This window comes from Schaedlerella sp., from assembly GCF_056796775.1.
In genome coordinates, this window is record NZ_JBQIKP010000015.1 from 39,531 (window position 1) to 62,876 (window position 23,346).

The 23,346-nt window shown below is 48.6% G+C and carries 27 protein-coding genes and 1 pseudogene; 5 read left to right on the plus strand and 23 right to left on the minus strand.

What is annotated here, in order from left to right:
- Positions 1 to 6: 6 nt before the first annotated feature.
- A complete protein-coding gene (locus ACTOY7_RS09085; protein ID WP_160284372.1) occupies positions 7 to 783 on the minus strand; it encodes an SDR family oxidoreductase in 777 nt (258 codons plus the stop codon).
- 437 nt (positions 784 to 1,220) lie between these two features.
- Here ACTOY7_RS09085 and ACTOY7_RS09090 point away from each other — a divergent pair, with 437 nt between their 5' ends.
- Complete coding sequence (locus ACTOY7_RS09090) at positions 1,221 to 2,357, plus strand: ROK family transcriptional regulator (RefSeq protein ID WP_160284373.1); 1,137 nt, start codon at positions 1,221 to 1,223, stop codon at positions 2,355 to 2,357.
- Positions 2,358 to 2,620: 263 nt separating this feature from the next.
- On the plus strand, positions 2,621 to 2,920 hold the full coding sequence (locus ACTOY7_RS09095; protein ID WP_160284374.1) for an Abi family protein: 300 nt from the start codon (positions 2,621 to 2,623) through the stop codon (positions 2,918 to 2,920).
- 154 nt (positions 2,921 to 3,074) lie between these two features.
- Here ACTOY7_RS09095 and ACTOY7_RS09100 read toward each other — a convergent pair whose 3' ends face one another.
- The 9 genes from ACTOY7_RS09100 to ACTOY7_RS09140 form a co-directional block, all read right to left on the minus strand.
- On the minus strand, positions 3,075 to 4,394 hold the full coding sequence (locus tag ACTOY7_RS09100) for a sensor histidine kinase (RefSeq protein WP_394684061.1): 1,320 nt from the start codon (positions 4,392 to 4,394) through the stop codon (positions 3,075 to 3,077).
- Complete coding sequence (locus tag ACTOY7_RS09105) at positions 4,391 to 5,260, minus strand: LytR/AlgR family response regulator transcription factor (protein WP_394684062.1); 870 nt, start codon at positions 5,258 to 5,260, stop codon at positions 4,391 to 4,393. Before ACTOY7_RS09105 ends, ACTOY7_RS09100 begins: the two co-directional genes overlap by 4 nt.
- A 251-nt stretch (positions 5,261 to 5,511) precedes the next feature.
- Positions 5,512 to 6,168, minus strand: coding sequence for a DUF3879 family protein (locus ACTOY7_RS09110; protein ID WP_300885703.1), 657 nt, complete (start codon positions 6,166 to 6,168; stop codon positions 5,512 to 5,514).
- Positions 6,169 to 6,302: 134 nt separating this feature from the next.
- Positions 6,303 to 7,049, minus strand: a complete 747-nt coding sequence (locus ACTOY7_RS09115; protein ID WP_482670730.1) for a TraX family protein — start codon at positions 7,047 to 7,049, stop codon at positions 6,303 to 6,305.
- Positions 7,050 to 7,101: 52 nt separating this feature from the next.
- Positions 7,102 to 7,485, minus strand: a complete 384-nt coding sequence (locus ACTOY7_RS09120; RefSeq protein ID WP_160284379.1) for a DUF5655 domain-containing protein — start codon at positions 7,483 to 7,485, stop codon at positions 7,102 to 7,104.
- Positions 7,486 to 7,601: 116 nt separating this feature from the next.
- Positions 7,602 to 10,655 carry a hybrid sensor histidine kinase/response regulator gene (locus tag ACTOY7_RS09125; RefSeq protein WP_482670731.1) on the minus strand — a complete coding sequence of 1,018 codons (3,054 nt, stop codon included), beginning with the start codon at positions 10,653 to 10,655 and terminating at the stop codon, positions 7,602 to 7,604.
- Between the two features lie 79 nt (positions 10,656 to 10,734).
- Positions 10,735 to 11,895 (minus strand): substrate-binding domain-containing protein, encoded by a 1,161-nt coding sequence (locus ACTOY7_RS09130; protein WP_300885707.1) that lies wholly within the window; start codon positions 11,893 to 11,895, stop codon positions 10,735 to 10,737.
- Positions 11,896 to 12,045: 150 nt separating this feature from the next.
- On the minus strand, positions 12,046 to 12,498 hold the full coding sequence (locus ACTOY7_RS09135; protein WP_482670732.1) for a helix-turn-helix transcriptional regulator: 453 nt from the start codon (positions 12,496 to 12,498) through the stop codon (positions 12,046 to 12,048).
- A 203-nt stretch (positions 12,499 to 12,701) separates the two neighbouring features.
- Positions 12,702 to 13,793 (minus strand): NUDIX domain-containing protein, encoded by a 1,092-nt coding sequence (locus tag ACTOY7_RS09140; RefSeq protein WP_482670733.1) that lies wholly within the window; start codon positions 13,791 to 13,793, stop codon positions 12,702 to 12,704.
- 271 nt (positions 13,794 to 14,064) lie between these two features.
- On the opposite strand from ACTOY7_RS09140, the gene ACTOY7_RS09145 reads away from it, so the two are divergent.
- Positions 14,065 to 14,457 carry a helix-turn-helix domain-containing protein gene (locus ACTOY7_RS09145; RefSeq protein ID WP_300826166.1) on the plus strand — a complete coding sequence of 131 codons (393 nt, stop codon included), beginning with the start codon at positions 14,065 to 14,067 and terminating at the stop codon, positions 14,455 to 14,457.
- On the opposite strand, the gene ACTOY7_RS09150 is transcribed toward ACTOY7_RS09145, so the two are convergent.
- From ACTOY7_RS09150 to ACTOY7_RS09160, 3 genes are all read right to left on the minus strand, one after another.
- Positions 14,452 to 15,024, minus strand: coding sequence for a prolyl-tRNA synthetase associated domain-containing protein (locus tag ACTOY7_RS09150; protein WP_482670734.1), 573 nt, complete (start codon positions 15,022 to 15,024; stop codon positions 14,452 to 14,454). The genes ACTOY7_RS09145 and ACTOY7_RS09150 overlap by 6 nt on opposite strands.
- Positions 15,025 to 15,069: 45 nt before the next feature.
- Positions 15,070 to 15,348 (minus strand): DUF2164 domain-containing protein, encoded by a 279-nt coding sequence (locus ACTOY7_RS09155; RefSeq protein ID WP_160282554.1) that lies wholly within the window; start codon positions 15,346 to 15,348, stop codon positions 15,070 to 15,072.
- A 195-nt stretch (positions 15,349 to 15,543) separates the two neighbouring features.
- On the minus strand, positions 15,544 to 16,224 hold the full coding sequence (locus ACTOY7_RS09160) for a DUF6033 family protein (RefSeq protein WP_160282553.1): 681 nt from the start codon (positions 16,222 to 16,224) through the stop codon (positions 15,544 to 15,546).
- A gap of 259 nt (positions 16,225 to 16,483) precedes the next feature.
- Here ACTOY7_RS09160 and ACTOY7_RS09165 point away from each other — a divergent pair, with 259 nt between their 5' ends.
- On the plus strand, positions 16,484 to 17,335 hold the full coding sequence (locus tag ACTOY7_RS09165) for an RNA polymerase sigma factor (RefSeq protein WP_160282552.1): 852 nt from the start codon (positions 16,484 to 16,486) through the stop codon (positions 17,333 to 17,335).
- 40 nt (positions 17,336 to 17,375) lie between these two features.
- On the plus strand, positions 17,376 to 18,062 hold the full coding sequence (locus tag ACTOY7_RS09170) for a DUF2461 domain-containing protein (RefSeq protein ID WP_482670745.1): 687 nt from the start codon (positions 17,376 to 17,378) through the stop codon (positions 18,060 to 18,062).
- A 299-nt stretch (positions 18,063 to 18,361) separates the two neighbouring features.
- Here the strand turns inward: ACTOY7_RS09170 and ACTOY7_RS09175 are convergent, their stop codons facing one another.
- The 10 genes and pseudogenes from ACTOY7_RS09175 to ACTOY7_RS09220 all read right to left on the minus strand — a co-directional run bounded on the left by ACTOY7_RS09175 (position 18,362) and on the right by ACTOY7_RS09220 (position 23,337).
- Positions 18,362 to 19,000, minus strand: a complete 639-nt coding sequence (locus tag ACTOY7_RS09175; RefSeq protein WP_482670735.1) for an MBL fold metallo-hydrolase — start codon at positions 18,998 to 19,000, stop codon at positions 18,362 to 18,364.
- Positions 19,001 to 19,093: 93 nt separating this feature from the next.
- Entirely contained in the window at positions 19,094 to 19,300 is a 207-nt protein-coding gene (locus ACTOY7_RS09180; RefSeq protein ID WP_482670736.1) for a hypothetical protein, read from the minus strand.
- A gap of 70 nt (positions 19,301 to 19,370) precedes the next feature.
- Positions 19,371 to 20,051: an alpha/beta fold hydrolase gene (locus ACTOY7_RS09185; RefSeq protein ID WP_160282548.1), complete on the minus strand. Its 681-nt coding sequence runs from the start codon at positions 20,049 to 20,051 to the stop codon at positions 19,371 to 19,373.
- A gap of 113 nt (positions 20,052 to 20,164) precedes the next feature.
- A complete protein-coding gene (locus tag ACTOY7_RS09190) occupies positions 20,165 to 20,713 on the minus strand; it encodes a DUF3795 domain-containing protein (RefSeq protein ID WP_482670737.1) in 549 nt (182 codons plus the stop codon).
- Between the two features lie 226 nt (positions 20,714 to 20,939).
- Positions 20,940 to 21,167, minus strand: coding sequence for a hypothetical protein (locus ACTOY7_RS09195; protein WP_482670738.1), 228 nt, complete (start codon positions 21,165 to 21,167; stop codon positions 20,940 to 20,942).
- 406 nt (positions 21,168 to 21,573) lie between these two features.
- A pseudogene (locus tag ACTOY7_RS09200) lies at positions 21,574 to 22,168 on the minus strand (IS1634 family transposase); the annotation flags it as partial.
- Positions 22,169 to 22,173: 5 nt separating this feature from the next.
- Complete coding sequence (locus ACTOY7_RS09205; protein WP_482670739.1) at positions 22,174 to 22,422, minus strand: multidrug transporter; 249 nt, start codon at positions 22,420 to 22,422, stop codon at positions 22,174 to 22,176.
- Positions 22,410 to 22,691 carry a hypothetical protein gene (locus ACTOY7_RS09210; RefSeq protein WP_482670740.1) on the minus strand — a complete coding sequence of 94 codons (282 nt, stop codon included), beginning with the start codon at positions 22,689 to 22,691 and terminating at the stop codon, positions 22,410 to 22,412. Before ACTOY7_RS09210 ends, ACTOY7_RS09205 begins: the two co-directional genes overlap by 13 nt.
- Positions 22,692 to 22,829, minus strand: a complete 138-nt coding sequence (locus ACTOY7_RS09215) for a hypothetical protein (protein ID WP_482670741.1) — start codon at positions 22,827 to 22,829, stop codon at positions 22,692 to 22,694.
- A gap of 136 nt (positions 22,830 to 22,965) precedes the next feature.
- Positions 22,966 to 23,337 carry a hypothetical protein gene (locus ACTOY7_RS09220; protein ID WP_482670742.1) on the minus strand — a complete coding sequence of 124 codons (372 nt, stop codon included), beginning with the start codon at positions 23,335 to 23,337 and terminating at the stop codon, positions 22,966 to 22,968.
- Between the last annotated feature and the right edge of the window lie 9 nt (positions 23,338 to 23,346).

Below are 23,346 nucleotides of genomic sequence, written 5' to 3' on the forward strand. Positions count from 1 at the left end.
TCGTATTTAGAAGCAGGTGAACGCTCCGTCGATCACGAAATCAGAGCCGGTTGTAAAGGTGCTGGTGTCGCCTGCCAGGTATACGCAGATGGACTGCAGTTCATCCGGAGTTCCCAGCCTTCCCAGGGGCGCCATCTCATTCCACTTTTCGATCAGAGGGATCAGGGTCGGTGAGTTCAGGGTCAGCTCTGTCCCGATGTATCCCGGGCTGATGCTGTTGACCCGCACGCCCCGCTTCGCCCATTCAATGGCAAGGGATTTTGTCAGCTGGATCACTGCTGCCTTGGATGCGTTATACGCACACTGGGGCTGAGGTACATTGACGATATGGGCGGACATAGACGCCGTATTGATGATGGAGCCGCCGCCATGAGCCAGCATGTATTTTCCTGCCGCGATATCGGTCAGGAAGATTCCGTTCAGGTTGATGTTGATCACCTTGCTCCACTGCGCATAGGTCATTTCCTCCGCCGGCGCGTTGATACAGATGCCCGCATTGTTGTGGCAGAAATCCAGTCCTCCCAATTCCCGCGCAACCTGCTCTACCATGGCGTCCACCTGCTCCGGATCCGTGCAGTCCGTGCGGATCGCGATGACCTTACGGCCCGTCTTTTCCGCCAGCTCTGCTGCGGTCTTTTCTGCCTCCGCAATATCCAGATCCACGATCGCCACGTCTGCGCCTGCTTCTGCAAATGCCGTTGCCGTACTCTTTCCAATCCCTCTTGCCGCTCCTGTTACAAATCCTTTTTTCCCGTCCAGTTTCATTTTTTCAATAATTCCCATGATTCTTCTCCTTTTCTTTTAATTAATTTTGTAAAATGATTTATCAAATTGTAGTTACATAATAATCCTCAAATTTCCAAAAGTCAACTCGTGATAGTTCACAACTTTTTGACCCTAAAATTATGCAAGATGCACAGTAGCTTTTTTATATCATTCTGTGCTATAATGTTATTTTGTTAAATCGGTTTACAAATTAAATTTATAACCGATCTGTATTATTTTTCAACTGTACGGTTGCGGTTCGAAATATCGGTTTTATGCAATTCATTGCAATAAAACCGATATTTGGGATCAGCAACCTACGCATGAATGAGCAAAATGCGGCTGCATCAGCAGACGCAAAAGTGCGATAGCACGGATTTTGCGAATGGATGCGCAGGTTGGATGATCTTTAGATCATTCAACCGTACAGTTAATTATTGTTTAGAGGTTCCATCATGAAAAAGAGCATTACCCCCAATCAGATCAAGCAGAACAACCGAAGCCTGATCTATCATTATATTTATCAGAATCATAAGGTATCTCAGCAGGACATTTCCTATGACCTGCGGCTGAGCCGGCCAACGGTCACGACCAACCTGAATGCCATGGAGCAGGAAGGGCTGATCTGCAAGAGCGGTCAGATCGATACCGAATATGTAGGAAGAAAGGCCGCCGCCTATTCCATTACGGCTGACTACCGGGTCAGCATTGGTGTGGAAATCTTGAAAGAAGAAGTGAAGATGATCGCGGTCGATCTGTACGGTGAAAAGCTTGACCGGACCGTTTATGAGATTACGTATGAATATGAAGAGTCTTATTTTAAGACGGTATGTGATAAAATACTGGAATTTAAGGATTCCATCGGTGCGGCGGATGAACAGCTCCTTGGGATCGGATTTGCCATGCAGGCATTGATCTCTCCGGACCGGCAGACTGTCCTGTACGGTGAGATTCTCTCCTGCACCGGGCTTTCTATTGAGAACTTTACACGATATCTTCCTTATCCCTGCGCATTTATCCACGACGCGGACAGCGCTGCCGTATCGGAAATGTGGGTGTCGCGGGAGCTGACAGACGCGTTTTACCTCTCTCTGAGCAGACATCTCGGAGCGGCGATCATTTCCAAAGGAGAAATTCTGACCGGGAAGCACGGGCACAACTCCACCATCGAGCACATTCAGCTCGATCCCGGCGGGGCGCTCTGCTACTGCGGCAGACGGGGGTGTATGGATACGCTCTGTTCTCTGAGCGCGCTTTTAAGAGGCCCGGAAAGTCCGGATGAATTTTTTGAAGGGGTCAGAAGAAAGGAGCCTTCCTTCCTGGAACGGTGGGACGGATTTCTTGACAATCTGGCGCAGGCGGTGAACCTGCTCCATCTGATCTATGATACGGATTTTATCCTGGGGGGATATCTGGCGCAGTATCTGCGGGAGGAAGATCTGGAAGCGCTGTATGAAAGGATCCGGAAGCTGACGCCGTTTGCAGAGGCCCAGGATTTTCTCCGTATCAGCAAGATGCCCCGGCATAATGTCACGATTGGGGCCGCGCTTCCATTTGTACAGACATTTTTGAATGAGGTAGCGGGGCAGTGAGATGGATTGACCTGACATGGGAAAAGATAGAAATCATCAAAAAGTTAAATATTGATTGTTAACTATCCACAGCCATTTCACTCATGTTCAAGATCATATGCAAAATGCAGTTTGTTCTTGGCAGAGCATAGGCTGAGTAGTAAAATACAATCAGCGATTAGGTTTCAGATACTTGCGAGGACTGAGACCGAGAGAGGACCTGCGGGCCCTCTTTTTTTATTACTATCGTATAGGAAAAGCTGCAAGATTTAGGATATTTCAATTTGATCGGAGGATATAAGCATCCATTCCGTGATAAAATGACCCGTGTCTATATAAAAAACACCACATTTGAGGATGTATATGCGTTGTATCAGTTTGATGATCAACTTCGTGAACTTTTTCTCAAATATCTTTGCCAGATTGAAATGAAAGTACGAAGCCTGCTATCCTATGCATTTTGCGAACAACACGGTGAATTGCAGAGCAGCTATCTGAATGTTTTAAACTATAACTGCTCACGCAAGAATCAACAGGGAATACACAGATTCAAGGAAAAATCAGCCGCTGCTTTTCACATGTAAATGAACACGAACTGGGGCAATATTTAAAAGGCAATTGATCATACAGATCGAAAAATATCTAAAGGGCAGCCAAAGAATCAGCGAATCTCTTTTGCTTGATATGATGGGTTTTCCAAAGAATTGGAAAGCAATTACACGATATAAAATTTAACCGTTACACAGGCAGCATGATATTCAGCGAAAATTCCGTCCCGCTCTCTACTTCCATCACGCCCTCATACCGCTCCACAGCCTCCCTGATGTTCTGCAGACCCACCCCATACACCGGCCTGCGCGTGAAGTGCAGCCGCTTGGAGGACCGTATTTTTCCGTGCTCCACAGGCACCGGTTCGTGGATGCTGTTGCGGATCTCCAGCACCCAGTAGTTGGGATGCATCTGCGACCGCATTCGGATCCATCCGGCAGGCGCTCCCGCCCGGATCCCGCGCTGGCAGGCTTCCACCGCGTTATCCAGTGCGTTTGCCAGAATGCAGCAGAGATCCGCGGCCCGGATCTGCTCCTCCCCCGGCACGGACATTCGGATGGAAATGTCGATTCCCAGCTTCCGTGCCTGGCGGTATTTGGGATTCAGCAGCGCGTCCGCATAAACGGATCCGGTCCGCACAAGGGCTTCTCCCTCCTCCATCCGGATGTCCAGCTCCGTGAGGTAATGCAGCGCTTCCTCTGCTTTTCCGTCTTCCAGAAGCTGCGCAAGACATAGCCCATGATTTTTCATGTCGTGCCTCATTTTGATCATCTGGTCGTACTGTTCCCCGGAGTTCTCCAGATGCCGGCTCAGCATTTCATATTGCTGCTGTGCCAGCCGTTCCAGAAGGCGGCGTTCCAGCATAATGACGCAGAACAGATGGAGACCCGTCCCTGCCGCGGCGATCAGGCTGCAGCACACCGCCGTCGGTAAAAGGGTTCCTTCCTTCCATTCCCCGATTCCGGTAAATATATCCAGTATCATGATTACCGCCGCATAGATGAATAGGATGATATACATGAGGTAAAAAGCATCCCGCTCTGAAAAATCCCGGCGGAGCAGGTGGATCCTCCGCAGCAGGATTTCCATCATCAGGTACTGCGCCAGGCGGGCGGCAAAGCCGGCAAAATCCAATGCCGCGTCCGAACAATACCCTGCTCCGTTTATCACCGCCGCCGCGTGGAGCAATGGAAAGATCGCGCAGAACGCCAGCTCCGGAGCACAGTACATCCATATCGTGAAAAAAATCTTTTTGACCGTATTCCCATGGAACAGCAGCATATTCAGCACAAGCCCGCAGAGAGAAAGATAAATGAAATTTTCCAGGGTGGTGCCCGCCAGCACAAAGGTCTGATTCAAATGACCGTAAAGGAACGAACCCAGGTAAAGCCACACAAATGCAAAACGGTATTTCGCGCCGAACATATTTTTCAGGAAACGGTATTCCAGAAAAATATCCAGGAGTCCCAATGAGTAAGTCCAGGCGAGAGGCCAGATCCATGCGCTCAAAGTACATCACCGCTTTCTTTTAAATAATGCATAAACGCCAGACCGAAAGATTTGTATCTGCGCTTGGATAAGGGGATGCGTTCCTCGCTGTCCAAGCGGATCTCGTTTTTGTCATAATACTGGACATGGCGCAGATTTACAATGTAGCTGCGATGGCATCGGAAAAATGTTCCGGGGAGAGCGGGAACCGCGGCGGCCTTTGAGGATGCGTGCTTCGCGGAAGCCGCAAAGCCGGATACCGTACTGCCTGGTTGCGGTATTGCTTCTGCAGTATTCGGCGCTTTGCTGTACTGCAGTGTAAAGGCTGTGGAGCCGGATGCCGGCGACGGGCTGGTCAGCGCCGGTTCCAGGTCTTCCAGCTTTCCGTAAAACGGGACGGTTTCTTCCGAAGTGTGCAGATAGATCTTTCGGTCCAGGACTTCTAAATACAGGATCTGCTCCAGGGGAACCCGCCGGACAGCCGTTCCCTGACGGACGATGACCGCGCGGCTGCGCTCTTCGCATAGGGAAGCGTGAAGCTGCAGGAGTATCTTCTCCAGCTTTTCGATATCTACAGGTTTTATCAGATAATGAAACGGGTGTACATCGTATGCGTCAACCGCGTACTGTGCGTGCGCCGTGATGAATACCAGGCGGCTCTCATCCCCCCGCGCGCGCAGCTTCCCAGCCAGCTCCAGACCGTTCATGGGTTCCATCTCGATGTCCAGCAGCAGGATGTCATAGGGTTCCCGCACCAAAAGGGCACTGCCGTTTTGGTAGGTTTCTATGCTATATGCTATGGAATGTCTGTCTAAAATCGACGATACCCAGCCGGACAGCCGGGCTGACAGAGTCTGCTCGTCCTCGCAGATCGCAATTCGGATCATTGGAAAATACCTCCGCTTATTTGTACGTGACGAATACGTTATTCTGTTCTGAACCGTTACGGTTTTTATTTTATTATAATAAAAAAAAGATACGGATACAAGCCGATTGGCTGAACGGGAGGAATTTTGATGTGAATGGGTAGTTACTGGCTGTATGCGTTACAGTTTGCGGCCGGTCAGGCCGTGAACTGTAACAATGGGTATATTTCTGGAGATTGAAACGTCTGATGCTGATGAATCTGCATTGCAGCTTATACTTTCGTATCCACAGATCTCAGGGCATTCTCCACGTCCTGTCGCGTGATGCCGTCCAATGCGCCGGCCGGAATCTGCTTTCCTGCTGTCCAGGTCGGATCCGCCGCCTTTACCGCCGCGACAAAGACGCGGCTGCACTGACGTTCAAACTGCTGCATGGTCCAGCCCGCTGCCAGGCGGTCATCCTTTTTCATCTTCCGGTACAGGTTCGTATACACCTCCGACCGCCTTGTGGTGTCCCCGTTATGCACACCGTTTTCCCGCAGAAATTCCCGCTTCGTGGACTCAAACATCTCCTCCCGGCTGCTCTCCGGTATGGGGATGACGCGCTTCCGGCTGTTGATATTTTCATCCGTCAGAAGCAGTCCGGTCAGGCCTGTGGTCGGATCGATCCAGTCGCCGTTCTTGTCATACTGGCGCATCAGGTTCTTGATCGCGTGGACATTGGTAAACATTGCGCCGTTTCCGTCCTTCATCATCTGGCTCATCACGGCTTTGTACTGCTTGCTGTTGGTATCAATGCCCGCAGCCTTGAGCTGTGCCTGAACCGGCTTGCTGTTGATCTGGGAAAGCTGGATGTTATTTACCAGATTTGTCTTCGGCGTCCCGAGCATATTCTGCAGTAAATAAGTATAGTCAATCGTTCTCTGCATAGTCCTCTCCATTCCTCCGCCAAGCAGGCGGCGCAAAAGTAATGAAAGCCTGCGTTTTCAGATGAGGCTTCCTGGCTCTGAGTGGTTTCGTGTATACTTATATATCGGAAGAAGAGTCCATTTCCTAACCTTTTTCAGCCTGCGAAACAGAGTTTGATCAGCGCTAAAATCAGCAGATGCACAGGGTAAAACAGATAAAAGAACCATTTTGAAAATGTGCGTCCTCGTTCCGCGCGTTTTCCATTGTAAAAGCACAGCAGTACAACCCCGGCGGCGATCACGCCCAGACTGGAGCAAAATGTCCGCAAAACCGCCTCGGCAGCCGGATACAAAAAGCTGTTGTTTCCATACTTGAAGCCTGCGAAGATCAATGCGGCAACTCCAAAAGAAACCGCAGCCTTTTTCTTCGACTGCCGCGCATGGGAAAACATGATCGTATAAATCGCGGCCAGGAGAGGCCAGTCGCATATCACGGTAGCCAGAACAAGCAGTATCTGTATGAGCAGCCTGAAAAAGTGATTTGCAATTTTTTCTTCTGCAGCCAGAATTAAAAAGCAGAAAAATAATGTAAACAGCATGTTCAATCCCACAAATCGGAACTCGCCCTCAGAGGAAAACGCAAGGCAGAATGGGATTTCAGATAAAAGAGCAAACAGAAAGAGCCGGACCGCATAGTTCTTTTTGGAGCGGGTGTATTGGTATCCCTCCGCTAAAAACCAGCACATGACAGGCGCCGTAAAATAGCCCACATCCAGGAACAGCTCCCCCAGAAATGTCCCACGGTCTAAAAAGATCGTCGAAAGATGGTTCAGCAGCATCGTAAGCATCGCAATATACTTGATCGTGTCACGATTTAGTCCGCAGTTTTTTTCTGATATCATAGTCACTTCACCTCCGCAAGATTTTCCATGTCAAACTGATCTGCCGGTGTATTCACCGGCGCTTGCGGGCGGAAAAAGCGGCGGCTTCCTTCACCCAGCCCATCAGTTCCTCGTCAATCTCCTCCGGATCGGAAATGAGGACGTGGTGCGTCCAGCGGTTCGGGTAGGGCTCCGAAGCAACGTCGATCCGCATGGATTCCGCGCGGCAACCCAGACCGAAGGTGATCACAATATAGTCCTTTGGACGCTCCTTTGCCTTCCGGACGGGAAGGAAGGAGACGAAGGCAAAATTGTGCTTATTCGAAAAGGAAATCTGTGTTTTTTGTACTTTAATGTTTACGTTTTCAATCTCGGAGAGAATTCTCTGTTCAAAAAGCTCGTACAGCGGCAGGGCGCCTGGGTGGGTGTCGAAAAAATATAGGATTTCCTGGTTCATTTGGATTGTTTTCCTTTCTGATGTGCTGAAACGCTTTTGGTTTTGGCAATCCGATAAAGTCAAAATTGCTGTTTGGAGGATTCTTTTGCGCCTCCGCACAGCACATCCTCAATCTTCTACTTCAATGTCTCCCCCAGCGCCTCCAGCAGCTTCGGTACATCGATCGGCTTTGCAATATGCCCGTTCATCCCGGCATCCACCGCAGCCTTCTTATCTTCTTCAAATGCATTCGCTGTCATTGCGATGATCGGAATCCCGGCAATCTCCGGGGCTTCCAGCCCGCGGATCCGCCTGGTCGCCTCGTACCCGTCCATGATCGGCATCTGGATATCCATCAAGATCAGGTCGTACCGGCCGGGTTCGGCTGACTTCATCTTTTCAACCGCCACCGCGCCGTCGTCGGCCACATCCATAACAAAGCCCGCTTCCTGCAGGATCTCCACAGCGATCTCCTGATTCAGTTCGTTGTCCTCTACCAGCAGGATCTTCTTTCCTTCGAAGGAAATCGTTTCTTCCGGAGCCGCGTCTTCGGCATCCCGGTTTGTAAACGGCGACTCCAGGACCTCCCGAAGCTCGGACAGGAAGATCGGCTTGGAGCAGAAGGCAGTGACGCCCGCGTTTCTTGCTTCTTCCTCAATATCCGACCAGTCGTAAGCGGTCAGGATGATGATCGGGGTCTCCTCGCCTATAATTCCGCGGATGCGGCGCACGACCTCAATTCCGTTCATGTCCGGCATCAGCCAGTCGATGATGTAGGCGGAGTACACGTCATTCTGCTCCTCCGCCAGCCGGGTGCGGAGCACGGCCTCCTTGCCGGAGGTGGTCCAGTCCGGACGCATGCCGATGGTTGCCAGCATCTTGGTCACGCTGGAGCAGGTATTGAAATCGTCGTCAACCACAAGCGCGCGAAGACCGTTCAGCTCCGGAATAATCTCCTGTCTGACAGAACCGGAGCAGATCTTGAACTGCAGATCCACATAGAAGGTGGAGCCTTTTCCCACCTCGCTGTCCACGGAAATCGTCCCGCCCATCATATCCACGATATTTTTCGTGATGGCCATGCCAAGGCCGGTGCCCTGGATTCCGCTGACCGTACTCGTCTGCTCCCGCTCAAACGGCTCAAATACATGCTCCAGAAATTCTTTGCTCATCCCGATCCCGGTATCCTTGACCTGGAACTCGTAGCACGCGCATCCCTCGGGCGCATTTCCCTTCTGCAGGATGCGGACGCTCACGATACCGCCGGGCTTCGTGAATTTCATGGCATTGCTCAGAAGGTTCAGAAGGACCTGATTCAGCCGGAGCTTGTCGCACAGCACATGCTCATTGACCACATCCGCGGTATCAATGAAAAATTCCAGCTGCTTGGATGAAATATCTGCCTGTACGATGGTTTTCAGGTCGTGCATGATCTCCGGAAGGGAGGTTTCCTTTTCCTCGATCTTGACCTTTCCGCTCTCGATCCGGCTCATATCCAGGACGTCATTGATCAGGCTCAGCAAATGGTTGCTGGAGGTGGTGATCTTGGCCAGATAATCCTGGACCTGTTCGATGTTGTCAATATGCGCCGCGGCAAGGGACGTAAATCCGATGATGGCATTCATCGGCGTCCGGATATCGTGGGACATATTATTGAGGAATGTGGTCTTTGCCCGGTTCGCATGCTGGGCCGCCGCAAGCGCGTCCTGAAGGTCGATAGTCTGCTTCTCCAACCGCTCTTCCATTTTTTTCTCATCTTCAATATCCACAAATAATCCTACAAATGTGATAGGAGAGCCGTCCTCCCGTCTTGACAAACGGCCCGCCGCATGGAACCACCTCCACCCGGCATGGCGGGTTAGAAGGCGGTACTCCACGTCGTAGGTCTTTTCACCGGTATAATCCAGAACGGTATCCCAGTATTCTCTAAGTACGCTTTCCTTATTTTCCTCATGGAGCAGATCTGACCAGGATTCCAGGCAGTTCGGAAAATCCTCCTCATTTTGATACCCCAGCATGTTCCGAAATTTTTCCGACCAAATGCAGGAAATGATCTCTGCCTTTTCATTAAATTCCATGCTCCAGAGCCCTGACCCCATTGCGGCCTGGATATTTTCCATAGCCGCCTGTTCCCTCTCGATCTGGGCATAGGCCGCCCGGATCCGGTTTCCGTCTTCCTTTTCCTGTTCCAGCAGGATCCTTGCGTGCTTTCTGGACTGTCTGGCCAGCACATGGAACAATATGAGCATTGAGAGAATGGTCATGACAATCTGCACCACGCCGCGCATCAGCATTCCGGAACTGATGGAGCTGATCTGATCGCTGATGACATTATCCCGGATCAGGATCGTCAGCATCCAGTTCGTCCCCTCTACCGGGACATAGCAGAGATCCTCCGTGAGCCCCTGATAGTTGAATGAAATCTGCCCCGACCTGCCGTTTTCGAAATCATCCCGCAGCTGTTTATAGTCGGTTTCCTCTGTCATTTCCGCATCCATGACCTCGGAAAAAAGGTTGCTCCCTGCCTGTTCATTTCCGAATACGTCATTTGTCAGGCTCTCTCCGCTGCGGTGGTAGATGTTGCAGTAGGTCTCATTTCCGTGGGACTGCAATGTCAGGGAACTCAGCATTTGGTCGATATTGATCTGGATAAAGCATGTGGTGATCTCTGTTCCCTGGAAAGAAATCCCTTCCGCAGGGATCGCAAGGACCACCTGCTTCCTTGCGCCGTAAAGATTCAATGTGCTGATCACCGGCTCTGTCAGTTCTTCCGAGAGAAAGCTGTACCTGCTGAGGCCGGAGGTGGTGCTGTGCTGCGTATAAACGATCCCGTTTTGATCTACCAGGGCAAATTTGTCCACGCCGTAAAGCTTTCTGACCTTTCCGAGAAAGCTGCGCAGAGACTCCTGGGATTCCAGATTGTAGTCTTCTATGATACTGAGCGCATTTTCCATATAGGCCACATTTCTTTTCAATTCCTCAGAAACCACCTGGGCCCTCCGTCCCGCCAGCTCTTCCAGATAAAATTCGCTGACCCGGTTGACGGCCTGACTGGTCCCCACCCTTGCGCCGTTTGACACCCACAACGTCGTAACGAGAAGGACCGCCGCAATGAATACGCCTCCCCGTACAGCAAATGTAATTGTCTGCTTTTTTTGTTTCTCCTTCATTTTTTTTCGCTGTTGTTCCATCCTTAAGCTCCTTAAATCCTGTTCCGTTCCTCTGCAGATCGGCACGGGTCTGTGCGCAGTCCCGCTCTATGCATTCCCTTTACTCAACCTCTCCATACAGCGACTGCAGCACCGCCGCGGCACTGTCCTGGTAAACGATCTTCGTAGTCTCCTCTGTTTTTTCGGGATAGACGTCCCCGGGAAGATGTCCGTCCGCGATCTTGACCGCTACCTGAACGGTATCAAAACCGATGGAGTAGCAGTCCTGAACTCCCAGCGCGTAAATGATCCCGTCTCTGAGATATCCCAGGGCTTCCTGGTCGTGGTCCATCCCCACGATAGCGATCTCCTTCTCCCGCCCGGCTTCGATGACAGCCCTTGCGGCTCCCACCGGATTGCACATATTGCAGCAGATGAACCCGGCAAGATCCGGATGCTCCTTGAGAATCTTCTGCGCAAACTGATATGATTTTTCCACAGAATCTTCATCATACTCTATTTCCGCAATTTCCATATTCTGGTATTTCGCGATCACATTCTGCGCGCCTAAAGCCCTGTCCTCATGGCAGGGAGCGCCCTTAGTGCCTACCAGGAGCGCAACCTTTCCCTGATATCCCAGCTTTTCGCAGAGGGCTTCTGTCAGGTCAGAGCCGTCCTCATAGTTGTGCGTATTTCCCACATAGGCGATCCGTTCGCAGCCGTCCTCCTTTGCCGCGTCCGAGCTGGAAAATGTCATCACCTTCCGGCCGTCTTTAATCAGCTCGTTGATGGCAGGCGTGACCTGATCCACATCCGCGACATCCACGCCGATCACGTCAAAGTTCCGCTCGGAAGCGTCAGACAGACGCTGGATCTGATCCTGAGCAGAAACGTTACTCGGAGCCAGATACTCGTAATCAATGGTGATCCCCTGCGCCTCATACTGCTTCGCCGCGTCCTCAATTCCAATGGCCACCGCGTCCCACCAGGGATGATCCATTTTATATGTAAAATAAAAATTATACTTTTCCTTTGCAGGCCGGTAGCCGTCCAGCTCATCGTCAAAGCGCACGATCTCCGTCATGCTGCCGCTCTTGCTGTTCTGGTCATTGAGGGCCGGCGCCTCATCCGGGATCTGCCTGACTTCCGTGTCTGCCTTACGGCCGCATGCAGGCAGGCCGAGACAGCAGATGCCAAAAAATGCCGCCATTTCCAGTACATTACATATCTTATGCCGCAGTTTTCCAGTCTCCATATCGGCTTCAAATGTTCTCTTAAACATGGGTATGTTAACTCCTCTCATGAATCAGGGGGTATGACCTGCTTGCGCTTCAGCGCAATTCATTATATTATAACACATATCCTAGGTTTTCGGTAGAAAAAAATAGCAGGAACAGATTTCTCCTGTTCCTGCCATTTTTTTCCTGTCTGGTTATTTTTTCCTGCTCTGCCATACCTTGGCCAGAATGTCCTTTAACACGAGAAAGGCATCCAGGTCTGAGTAATGGTATTCCTCTTTCAGCTCGTCTACCATGGTGCCAAGTCTGACGACGTAGTTGGGGGTGTTCACCTCCTTCTGGTATCTGACCAGAATGGGGTATTTCTTTCCCCATGCCTTCGTCCAGTCAATCTTTTTCTCCGTCTCCTCGCTGGTCCGGTCGATGATATCCTGGATCTCCTTTACGTCCATGTCGAACTCGATCAGGTCGTCCAGTGACACGTGATACAAAATCGACATCTGCTTTGACTGGCGGATGTCGGGGAGCGTCTCGCCGGTTTCCCATTTTGAGATGGTCTGCCGGCTGACCCCCAGCTTCTCCGCCACATCCTCCTGGGAGAGTCCGCATTTTTTTCTTGCATGAAATAAACTGTTTCCTAAATTCATAGAAATCCACCCTTTCTGCCGGGAATGTAATTTTGCAGTTTCTGAAAATCAGGCCGTATGGCCGGGAAATTTTCCTGCCGCGCGGGTTTGCTCTTCATACAGACAAGTATAGAATCCAATGCGGAAAATATCTACCAGTTTCCGCTTGCAATTTTGCACGGATTCTTAACAAAAGGGTACGCTTCGTCAATGTGTGACATGAGTTACACTCCTGCTCCCACAACCTGGTATAACTCTTCCTGCATTTTCTCTTCAAAATATGTTTTCAGCCAAATGTTCCTGTCCCATTTTTTCTGCGGGTAATATCCGTACCTGCTTTTCACATCGTTCATTCTTTCTTCCAGCGAAACAATCCCGTCGGCCTTCGCAATGGCATCGCACAGCTGGATCAGAAAGTCGTAGTCATTGTATTCTATCCCAGCCAGAAGCGCCCTGATCTCCTCCTGCTCAGATTCGTTGATATCGAATTTTCCAATATAATCCCGGATGTCTTTCAGATTAAACGAATGTGTCAGCGCAATCCGGGCGGCGTTTGCATATCCCAGCTCCATCAGATAGTGATACCCGTCGTATACATGGGCCAGCCCGCTGATTCCGAATTTGCGGCCAATGTCATGGAGCAGTCCGTAAATATACGCCCGTTCCGGATCCAGCCCCGGACAGCGTTCGGCAATCCGTCCGGCGCTCTCTGCCGCATATCTGCTGTGCTGCTCCCACGGGCCCGGATTGGTTTTTACAGTGGTTTTCAGCAGAAATTCCGCCATGGAAACGGAAGGCTCCGGGGTCAGGCCGCTGACAATCTCCAACGTGGCCGTATCCCTGGCGATCATGACCAGGTCAAAATCATCTTGAACTTTGCATGCCTTATTCATCGCTGCCGCCTCCCGGGCGTGTACATACTGCAGTTCAAATCCGGATTCCTTTTCATATGCATTCAGGTTCTGTCGTCCCGCCGCTGTCTCTGCCGAGCAGGTATAATAAAAATTTTCCTGCTCAAATACAGTATCTTCCTGCCTTCCGCTTTTTTGAAGACGGAGCACGCTGCCGTATTCCCGAATGGAATCTCTCCTTATACGAAGGCCGGTTTCCTCCCGTACCTCTCTCGCCAGTGCTTCCGCATGGTCCTCGCCGTCCCGGATTCCGCCGCCCGGGAATTTATAATATTGATGTTTTCTGCTGTAAACCAATGCCAGCCTTCCGTCCGCCACCCGTATGACCGCCCGGGCTGACGGCCTGCGGATGCGGGTGTCGGAATCCGCGTAATTTTTCATATCCATTTTAAATAGTGTTTTCATCTTTTGATTTTCCTCCGTATGAATAAAATTATAACATGAAAATCAGATTATTACTATTTATTCACAGTACGGAAGGAGTCTATATCGATATGTCAGTAACTGTTCACACCCTGACTGGGCGCTCACAGTAACATTTGTCAGCCTGAATTGACAGATTGCCAACAATAGTTGGTTGCCATCTGACATGAAGTACGATATACTCACGTCATCAGTCAGCCTCCCGGTCATGCTTTATGGAAGGCTGTCCAAAAATGAAGGAGGATTTTTCAGAATGAAATTTAATGAAAAGCTGTTGGCTATGAGAAAAAAACAGGGCTTATCCCAGGAGGAGCTTGGGCTGGAGCTGCAGGTTTCACGGCAAACGATCTCGAAATGGGAGGCAGGCCAGTCTTATCCTGATTTTCAAAGGCTGGTCCTGTTAAGCGACTATTTTGGCATGTCTCTGGATGAACTGGTGAAGGATATTGATGTTCAGGATGTAAGAGAGAAAAACCTGACAGATGAAAAGGTATCTTCCATTTATTCTGATCTGGAAAATGCAAAAAGTTTCTTGAGGAAATGCTCCAAAATCGTGAATTACGGCGTGGCTGTTCTGCTGCTATTCATGGCAGTCACCTTTGTGATCCATCTGCTGTTTCCGGAAATAAGCTGGCTCTGGTCATAATTTCACCACCCTATACTCATGATGAACCGCCGGCAGAATTTTTTCCAGAAGCTCCCCCGTCTTCATCCGAATGCTGGACGTATTGATGCAGGGATGGCATCCCACATATTCTTCCCGGATCACATCCTCATCAATCAGGAGCGACACCTGGTTGTCCTGGTCGTTCATCAATCCCATCACGCTGACGGAACCTGGCGTAATGCCGAGATATTTTTCCATATATTCCTCCGGCGCGAAGGAAAGCCGCGAGCTGTTGATCTGATGGGAAATGTCCTTGGTCTTAAATTTTTTATCTCCCAGGATCATCAGCAGGTAGAATTTTGTTTTCTGCGCATTGCACAGGAAAAGGTTTTTGCAGATTGCGGCTGGTTCCAGGACCCGGTCGATCGCCTCGCATGCTTCCATCGTAAATGCTGCCTCGTGGTCTACTCTGTCGTACTCAATCTGCAGAGAATCCAGCAGGTCGTACACCGCCGTCTCCCGCTCTGTCCTGCCTCCGCAATCGGCGGGACGGCCATGCTGTAAAATCAGTTCTTTTTCCAATTCTGTTTCCAATTCTGTTTCCATAGTGTCTCCCTTTTTGATATTTCACAGGCATCCGGCCCGCAGTACTTATTCTTCCTTATACAATGCATAGTAATCTGAATCCAGATTATCCATCATCTGGGTATACCACACTTTTGCGTCGTCAAGGGCTTTGTTGTAGATGATCGGCGCCATGTTCCGCTCGAATAATTCCAGCAGCTGCATCTGCTCGATCATGCCGATCTCTTCCCCCCGCTCATCCAGATAAAACGTCCGGATCTCAGCTTTCAGCTTTTCTTTCTGCGAATCTGACAATTTGATCTGGGAAAGCGGTTCTCTCTTATTTTTTCGTCCGTATAATTCCATGGCATACCTCCGTTGATTTCACTGCGGTTCCGCATTGCTATTTCCATGTATGATCCAACCGTCAAAAGGAAATGAACTCTTTGGGCAAGCGGATCGTCTCTATCATAACAGAAAAACGAAGGCATATCAATCTGTAAAAAAATAAGCGCTTCGCAGATCTGATCAGCCGAAATGTGACATGTAACGGCATTTCTCTTATATCAAAATATCTCCCAGCATACTCTGTTTCCTGTAAGCCAGTTCCATTTCCTGGCGGCGCAGCCCGGCCGTTTCCTCACTGCGTTTCTGGTACATCCGCTTACGTTTGGCCTTCTCCTCCGCCTCGGCTTTCATCTGAGCCTCGATCCTGGCCCTTACCTCCGGTTTCAGATCGCCGCTGACATAGTGCGTTACGGTGCCGTCCGGGTGGATCACGATACCGGAGGAATGAATCTCATGTCCCATAAGTGAAAGCTGCGCTTTGCACTGAGGCAGCGAATCAAAATAATGCCGGATCTGTGCTTCATAGTAGGATGCCTTTTTCGGATCATCTGCCATCTGCTCCAGGATATTCGGCGCGATCACGACGTTCCCGGTCCCTGACGTAGCCGCCCCGATCTTGTCCATGCTGCTCTGGTCTTTCCCAACACTTTGGATCATTACATTGCCGTACCTCTGTTTTAGATACTGCTGATACATGTCTGACCTTGACGCCTCTTTTGTCTCTCCTGCCGTTTGAAGCATATCCGAAAAGCTTTGTACAGGCACGGCCGTGCCATGCGGCAGTCCCGTGATACTGGCTCCATATTCTTGTGTTCCCCGCGTTCCGCCGGTATTCCGGGCAAGATTCGGCAAAACACTGCCTACACCTGAATAATCCATTTCAAAATAACCCATTTCAAAACTTCTCCTTTCTTTTTTGATCTCTCAATTATGGTATCGGCCGGACAGATGTGTTTTTAAGACAAATGGAACGAAACATCAGCTTTGCGGGAACGAACGGAATATTTGTCAGGAAAAAATCTGAATCCTATGTTAAAATATACTCATGTCAAATAAATTCTAACTGTACGTTTGGAATCATTTTTAAGTTTTTTCATATTTTTTGTCACACAGGAGAACGTGCGTTGTCTAATGAAAGAGGAGGTAAAAATCTATGGATAAAAAAACGAATCAGGAAATGCAGGCATTGGTCGGTCAGGCGACTGCCGGTGATAAGAAAGCCCTGGAAACGCTTGTTGCGGGCGTACAGGACATGGTATTTAATCTATCCCTGCGGATGCTCGGCACCTTTGCGGACGCGGAGGATGCCGCGCAGGACATTCTGCTGAAAATGATCACGCATCTGTCTTCTTTTCGGGGTGACAGCGCATTTACAACTTGGGTGTTCCGCATCGCGGTGAATCATCTGAAAAATTATAAAAAGCACATGTTCGCCCGTTTTCCGCTGAGCTTCGAGTATTATGGAGATGATATCGAAAACGGAAAATTACAGGATGTGCCGGATCTGACGCAGAATGTGGAAAAAGAACTGCTGGCGGAGGAGCTGAAAATGTCCTGTACCAATGTAATGCTGCAGTGCCTTGATCCGGAAAGCAGATGCATTTTCATATTGGGGACCATGTTCCAGCTGGACAGCCGCATTGCGGGGGAGATTCTGGAAATGACCCCGGAGGCGTATCGCCAGCGGCTTTCCCGGGCGCGCAGAAAAATGGCGGACTTTCTTGGGCAGTATTGCGGAGAATACGGCGGCGGCAGATGCAAATGCAAAGACCGGGTGAATTACGCGATCCAAAACCACCGGATCCACCCGCTGCAGCTGGATTATACGGCAGCCTCGGAAATCCCTGTCCAGACTATCGTGGACGTAAAAAATGCGATGGAAGAAATTGACGGCCTGTCTCAGGATTTTTCATTCTGCAAGCCCTACCGTTCTCCGGAACGCACGAGAAATCTAATACAGGAATTTTTAGATTCCACACAGCTTTCCGTGGTCCAGAAACCATAAAAAAATACAGATACATAGCTTATAAAGGAGACGAAAGATGATGAATACACAGTTGATCATGGATTACTTATCGGCATTGAGCATGAATAACAACCGTGAATGGTATCACGCGAACAAGGACGACTATAAAAAGGCCAATGCCGAATTTGAACATTTCCTGCAGGCATTGATGCTGGAGATCGGAAAGTTTGACAGCAGCATTTTACAGAATGATCCCAAGGACCTGACGTTTAAGCTTGTCAGGGATACCCGTTTCAGCCATGACAAATCGCCTTATAACCCTGCGTTCCGCGCCCATATCTCCTCTAAGGGCAAGCTGCCGGTTCCGGTCGGGTATTATCTGATGATCAAGCCCGGTGATCAATCCTTTTTAGGCGGCGGGCTGTTTGCGGATATGTTTAAGGACGCGACCGCAATGGTACGGGATTATATCGCGCAAAACGGCGGGGAATGGGAACGGGTGATCCATGAGCCGGAATTTGAACAGCATTTTACGGTAAAGGGAACGGTGTTGAAGAGGGTTCCCGCGGGATATGAGAAGGAGCATCCCCAGGCGGAATATTTAAAGTATAAGAGCTGGTATCTGGAATATCCGCTGAAGGACGAGGAATGGAAGGATGCGGAAGGGGTTGTCGCAAAAGCGGCAGAGCTTTTTCGGATCATGAAGCCTTTTAATGACTATTTGAACAAGGCGCTTGCCGGGTTCCAGATGCCGTCGAGACCTTGAAAGCACGGGGCCGGAAAACCTTTCCATCTGTGCGGTTGGATGCTCCTTGGAGCATCCAACCCACTTATCCATTCGTAAAAATCGTGCTGCGGCAATTCCATTTTCTGCTAATGCCTGTGAAATAGCGACAAATCCAATTCCCTCTTCCTGCAAATCCATGATTCATTACAGCTAAAGGATGTTTCCCTTCTTCTTTTGGCAGAGCAATAACACCAGCCCGTCTCTGCACGGATTATGAAAATCCGTATAAAAAATGAGAGGGGCGGGCCGGGAATTGCAGGATATTTCCAGACAACTCCTTACCGCTTCCACTCCCTGTTCGGCACTGGCGTCCCGTGTCCGAAGTAAATGGTTCTGTTTCCAAGTGCCGTGATCCGCTTTGCGCTCTCCTTTAATTTTTCCCGATCAGCGTAAATACTGGCCGCTCCCGGGCGAAGCATGTGCATCAGCGCATCCCCCACAATGACCGCCCTGCCTTCCACGTCCAGCCCAATGGAGCCTTTTGTATGCCCGGGCAGCTCCATCACGGATGCCTGCACGCCATATGGCTCCAGCGAATCCCCCTCCCGCAAAAACAGTTCCGGATCAAAGGGTTCGATCTGGTTCTTTTTCATCTTGCTTCTGGAAGCTGCCGCAAGGATTTTCCCAAATAATCCGGTGCCTTCCAATGCCTGCGCAAACTGATTCCGGATCAGCTCCGCGTCTTTTTGATGCATCGCGATCGGTAAGTGAAGCTTCCGCGCCAGGTACGCCCCGTTCTGGATATGGTCGATGTGGCCATGAGTCAGCAAGAGAAGCCTGACGTTTTCATTTTCACATGCCTTGAGTACCTTTTCCCGATCCGCCATCTCGCCGGTGTCCACCAGGACGGCTCCGTTTTTTCCTTTCAGCAGATATGTGTTTACCATTCCGCATGGGATTTGTTTTATTTCTGTCATTTTTGATCTCCTCTGTCTTTTGCAGACAATCCGCAGAGCAAATGGATTGCAGATGCTGTTTTATTTTTTCATATGGAGCTTTGCGCTATGTGTTCATTTTATCACATATTTTGTCTGTTTATCAACAGTTCCTATCCGGCACTTATGCCGGATCTCGTCGGCATCTACCGGAAATACGGACGGGAGCAGCCAAAAATTGATGAGCGGGAGCAGCTCGGAAAGCTCTCCGGCGTATTCTGTGCGGATGGAACCGTCACGCCTGCCCTCCTCGATCAGCTCCAGCCACAGCGGGGTCAGCACCCTCCGCTTCGCCTCAACCGCAGCTGCGTGGCTACGTCCGAGTTCATCAACATAGTGAAGCCGCAGAAAACTACCTCTTCAAAAAATCCACCACCGCCTGATTAAATTCTTCCGGCTTTTTATTTGCGATAAAATGATTTCCCTTGATAAAAACAAGTTCCGAATCGGGAATGTTCGCTGCGATCAGCCTCGTATGCTCTTCTTTTATCATGTCCTTTGTTCCTGCGATAACCAGAGTTTTCGCCCGGATTCCTGAGAGTTCCTCCGGATTTACATTGGGATCATTGACCATCAGTCCGAGCATTTCCGCATGGAATCTGGCAGAATCATTTTTTTCAGAAAATTTTGATGCAATTCTATATCCGATCTCAATGGGAATCTGAATCGATCGTTTCACCCCGGCCGCATTCAGATTCGCGCCGTTCAGGATCAGTCGGTTTACACGGTCCGGATGGTGCAGCGCAAAAACCATGGCAATATTTCCGCCGTCTGAAAATCCCAGCAGATGCGCCTTGTGGATTTCGTGTTCATCCATAAAGCCCAGAAGATCCTCCGCAAACTGCCGTATCGTGAAGGGCCTGCTGCCCCTTGGAGTTTTTCCGTGTCCCCGGGTGTCGATCGCATATGCGTGATATTGCTTGGAAAGCGCACTGATCTGCCCTTGAAAATAGCTGCTGTCCTCTCCGTTTCCATGAAGCAGGATGATTGGCTCGCCCTGGCCCTTTTCTATGTAAAAATGTTGGATATCCATGATGAATTTACTCCTAAGTTCTGCTGCTTTTCGTCTGTCTCTTCGCTTGTCCTGTCGATGATATCCTTTACTTTTCGCAGTATTTATCACAACAAAAACATCCGCCTTTTCCATTACTTTTTCTTTCTCAATTTCAATAAAATGCCCCGCCGGTCTGCCGCTTTCTGAAATTGCCCGGCCAGGCAGGCAGCTTTTTCTTTTATCGTCATCTCCTGGAATTTTTCATCCGACCTGGCCTGCTCCGTCACTTTTTTAATCTCTTCCAGCTCCAGCAGATTCACGGCCAGGCAGTAAAACGTCTTTTTTCGCCCGTCATTGCAATTTTTCAGCAGCCAATCCAAAATATGTATTTTCTCTTCCTGCTCTGCCCGGTACGCTTCCGCGCCGATCTTCTGCTGTCTCTCCAGATCCTTCCTCCGATTTTGATGAGTGATAAACGAGTCAAACACATCTATGTCCTTATATATTTCACAGGGAAATTCCTGGCACTGACTGCAATACTCCGGCTTTTGGTGCTGCAGGCTGCATCTTGCTATTTTGCAGGACTGGTTTCCTTCTCCTCCTCCGCATCCCGGGCAATGCCCTCCCAGCCGCAGGGTACACAGTCCGCAATTCAATCCGCACAGAGAAAATGTCAAGTCTGATCTTGTAAAATTCTTCAAAAAGTTTCCTCCTGGTTCTCTGCCTGAAATATGCGCTCATAGTTTCAGTAAAAATCCTTTTCCCAATGCCTTTAAAAACTTTATCGGCATTGTTTTTGCGAAACAATGATATCGATTCCTTTCGCCTTTGACATACTCATTTTAAGCTGGTAGTATAAAAATCGGCTTCGGTCTCTGTCACCGGTCATTACATCGGTTGACATGATCACCGGTTCATTACTGCTGTCTATTTTTTCCGCAGAATTAAATTGAGCCATTTTTCATCCTCTCGTTTTAGGCGTGCATCTAATGAAATCCACTGTTCCTCTATCGTTATATTTTCTATCTGTTTTATGAAACCTACAAATGTATCTTCCGTCATATCCGTGAAATAGCGTCCGTTTCTTTCGCCTGCAAACATTCCATATTTGAAAGAAGTATAAATAATCCCATTGTCTTTTAATGCATTCACCATTTTATGCATAACATCTTTCAGTTCATCTAAGGGCAAATGCAATATGAAGAACACGCCCAAATACCGTCATACTGTTCGACCTGTTCCAGCTCGTTAAAAAATGCGTGCTTGACTTCAATTCCAGTATATTCACTTGCCAATTTGCATAATTCGGCGGAACCATCTACTGCATCTACCCGGTATCCCTGTGATATAAAATATTTTGTATCACTTGAATCTGTTTTGTGCTATAATCTTTATAGAGGATAGCGACAAGATCAGCTATCGTTGGTTATGAAGCAATTGATTGTGTCGGCATGCAGCCGGTTGCGGAGCCAAACCTTGGGTTATGCGATAACCTCAAACCGAATAGGTTCTTCGGAGCTGAAAGAAAACGCTTATCAGGTCCTTGCTCTTGCAAGGTTCCTTATTTTACCAAAGACGGATCAAAGAGTTCCACGATTTCTTTCTGAAAAGATGTCATCGTTGTATAAATCCGCTTGCGTTTTCCTTCAATAGAAACTACCCGCAGGGATTTCATCTCATCTATGATTTCCTGAATATTATGGCTTTTAAACCATCCAGCCTCGTTCATGACGTTTTTGATCTGCGAAGAAAGTATCAGGGCAATATATTGGATAAACAGCCGGCCGTCCATTGCCGCTGACGAAATTTATACGCAGCCTTTTCATATCCAGGTCATTTTTCAGGTCATGATAATGTTTTTCGATGGCATCCTTCATCCGGTATATTTCAAGTGCCCTCACGGGATCTTTGATATCGTTTGTAGCAAATACAAACCAACCGATACTGTTCTTCCTGTGGATGTCTATGGCCTCCTGATTGTATTCAACCTTCCTTCCACGCTTAGGTGCCTCTCTGACAATAAAAAATCTTTTGTAATCTTTCTGATGTTCTTTTACCATATTCCCGGAACTAAGTTCCTCATATTCCATCAGAATCCGGTGGCTGAACTTTTTCTCGTCCAACACAGATCTGATACTATCAAAATAAGTATGCAGGTTTTTCATCTCCTCAAAATCAACGCAACCGCTTCTTTTAAGTCATCACTAAATTCTTCCAGATCATCCATCGAAATAACTTTGTCATTAATCAGTCCGGCAATGTCCCAAAACATACTGGATTTTCTTAACTCAGTACACACACCCGGTCTTTTTCTGTCTTTCCTAATCCTTTTCTCTATCTCCCAAAACTTGGTGGATGCCGATAGGTCGCTGCACAAATAGTCGGCATATTCCTTTATCAGTTTTTCCATGTAATGTTCCTGCCATCCGACAATTTTTCCCCTATATAATTTCCAGTCCCTTTTTGAAGGTTCAACCATTTTTCATTTCCTCCATAAGCATTTTTTGGCTTATACACCACAATTTTAGTTCTTGGCTCTTTTAACCCTATTTTTTCAGCAATTTGTTCTGTGTGGTAATCACATAAACGCCCCGTACCATAATATGCAATTACAGGCAGCACCAACTCCGGGTCGCCTGCACGTAATCTGCTCTGATAATCTCTGGAAATATCCATCATCTATTTTGCGTCTTTTATTGTAGTGCTTCCATTTTTATGATTCAAAGAGCGGTTCCAAAATACAAATCTTCCATCTATCTTTCCATCAGCAGATATTTCTACAGGATATTGCGGCTGCAAATCTTCTGATTCTCCCATTTTGTATAGGGTTTCCCCGATGCTCCTGCAGTGGAATACTTTTTTATAAAAGGAAATTAACTTTTGACAATCCCTTGCGATCAGATTGGTATGGACGTATCGCAGCATTGTATTTTCATCTCTTTCCTCGCATGAATTATAAAAATGCATCAAAAAATGCATCTGTATCAAAAACGATATCATTTGGAAAACACACATGATGCTTTTTCACAAATGAAGTAACAAATTCATCGGAGGGCTCCCTGCTTTTTTGATATTCTGCCTGAAGTTCTATTTTTATTTCCTCACGCTTTGCATCTGCATCCTCCTTCTCCACGTAAATAATACCATACATGATACCATAGGAAAAATAGATTTCATATGGATCTGTCTTGGATGAAAAAAGGCTTACTTCTACAACTTCATCATATACCTCGCATATTTCCATATATGTATTCTTGTAATGCCTTTGCTCCTCCGAAAAGCTGTCAGTTACATTTTTCCATTCTTTCATATTCTTCGATTTCATTCTGTCCCT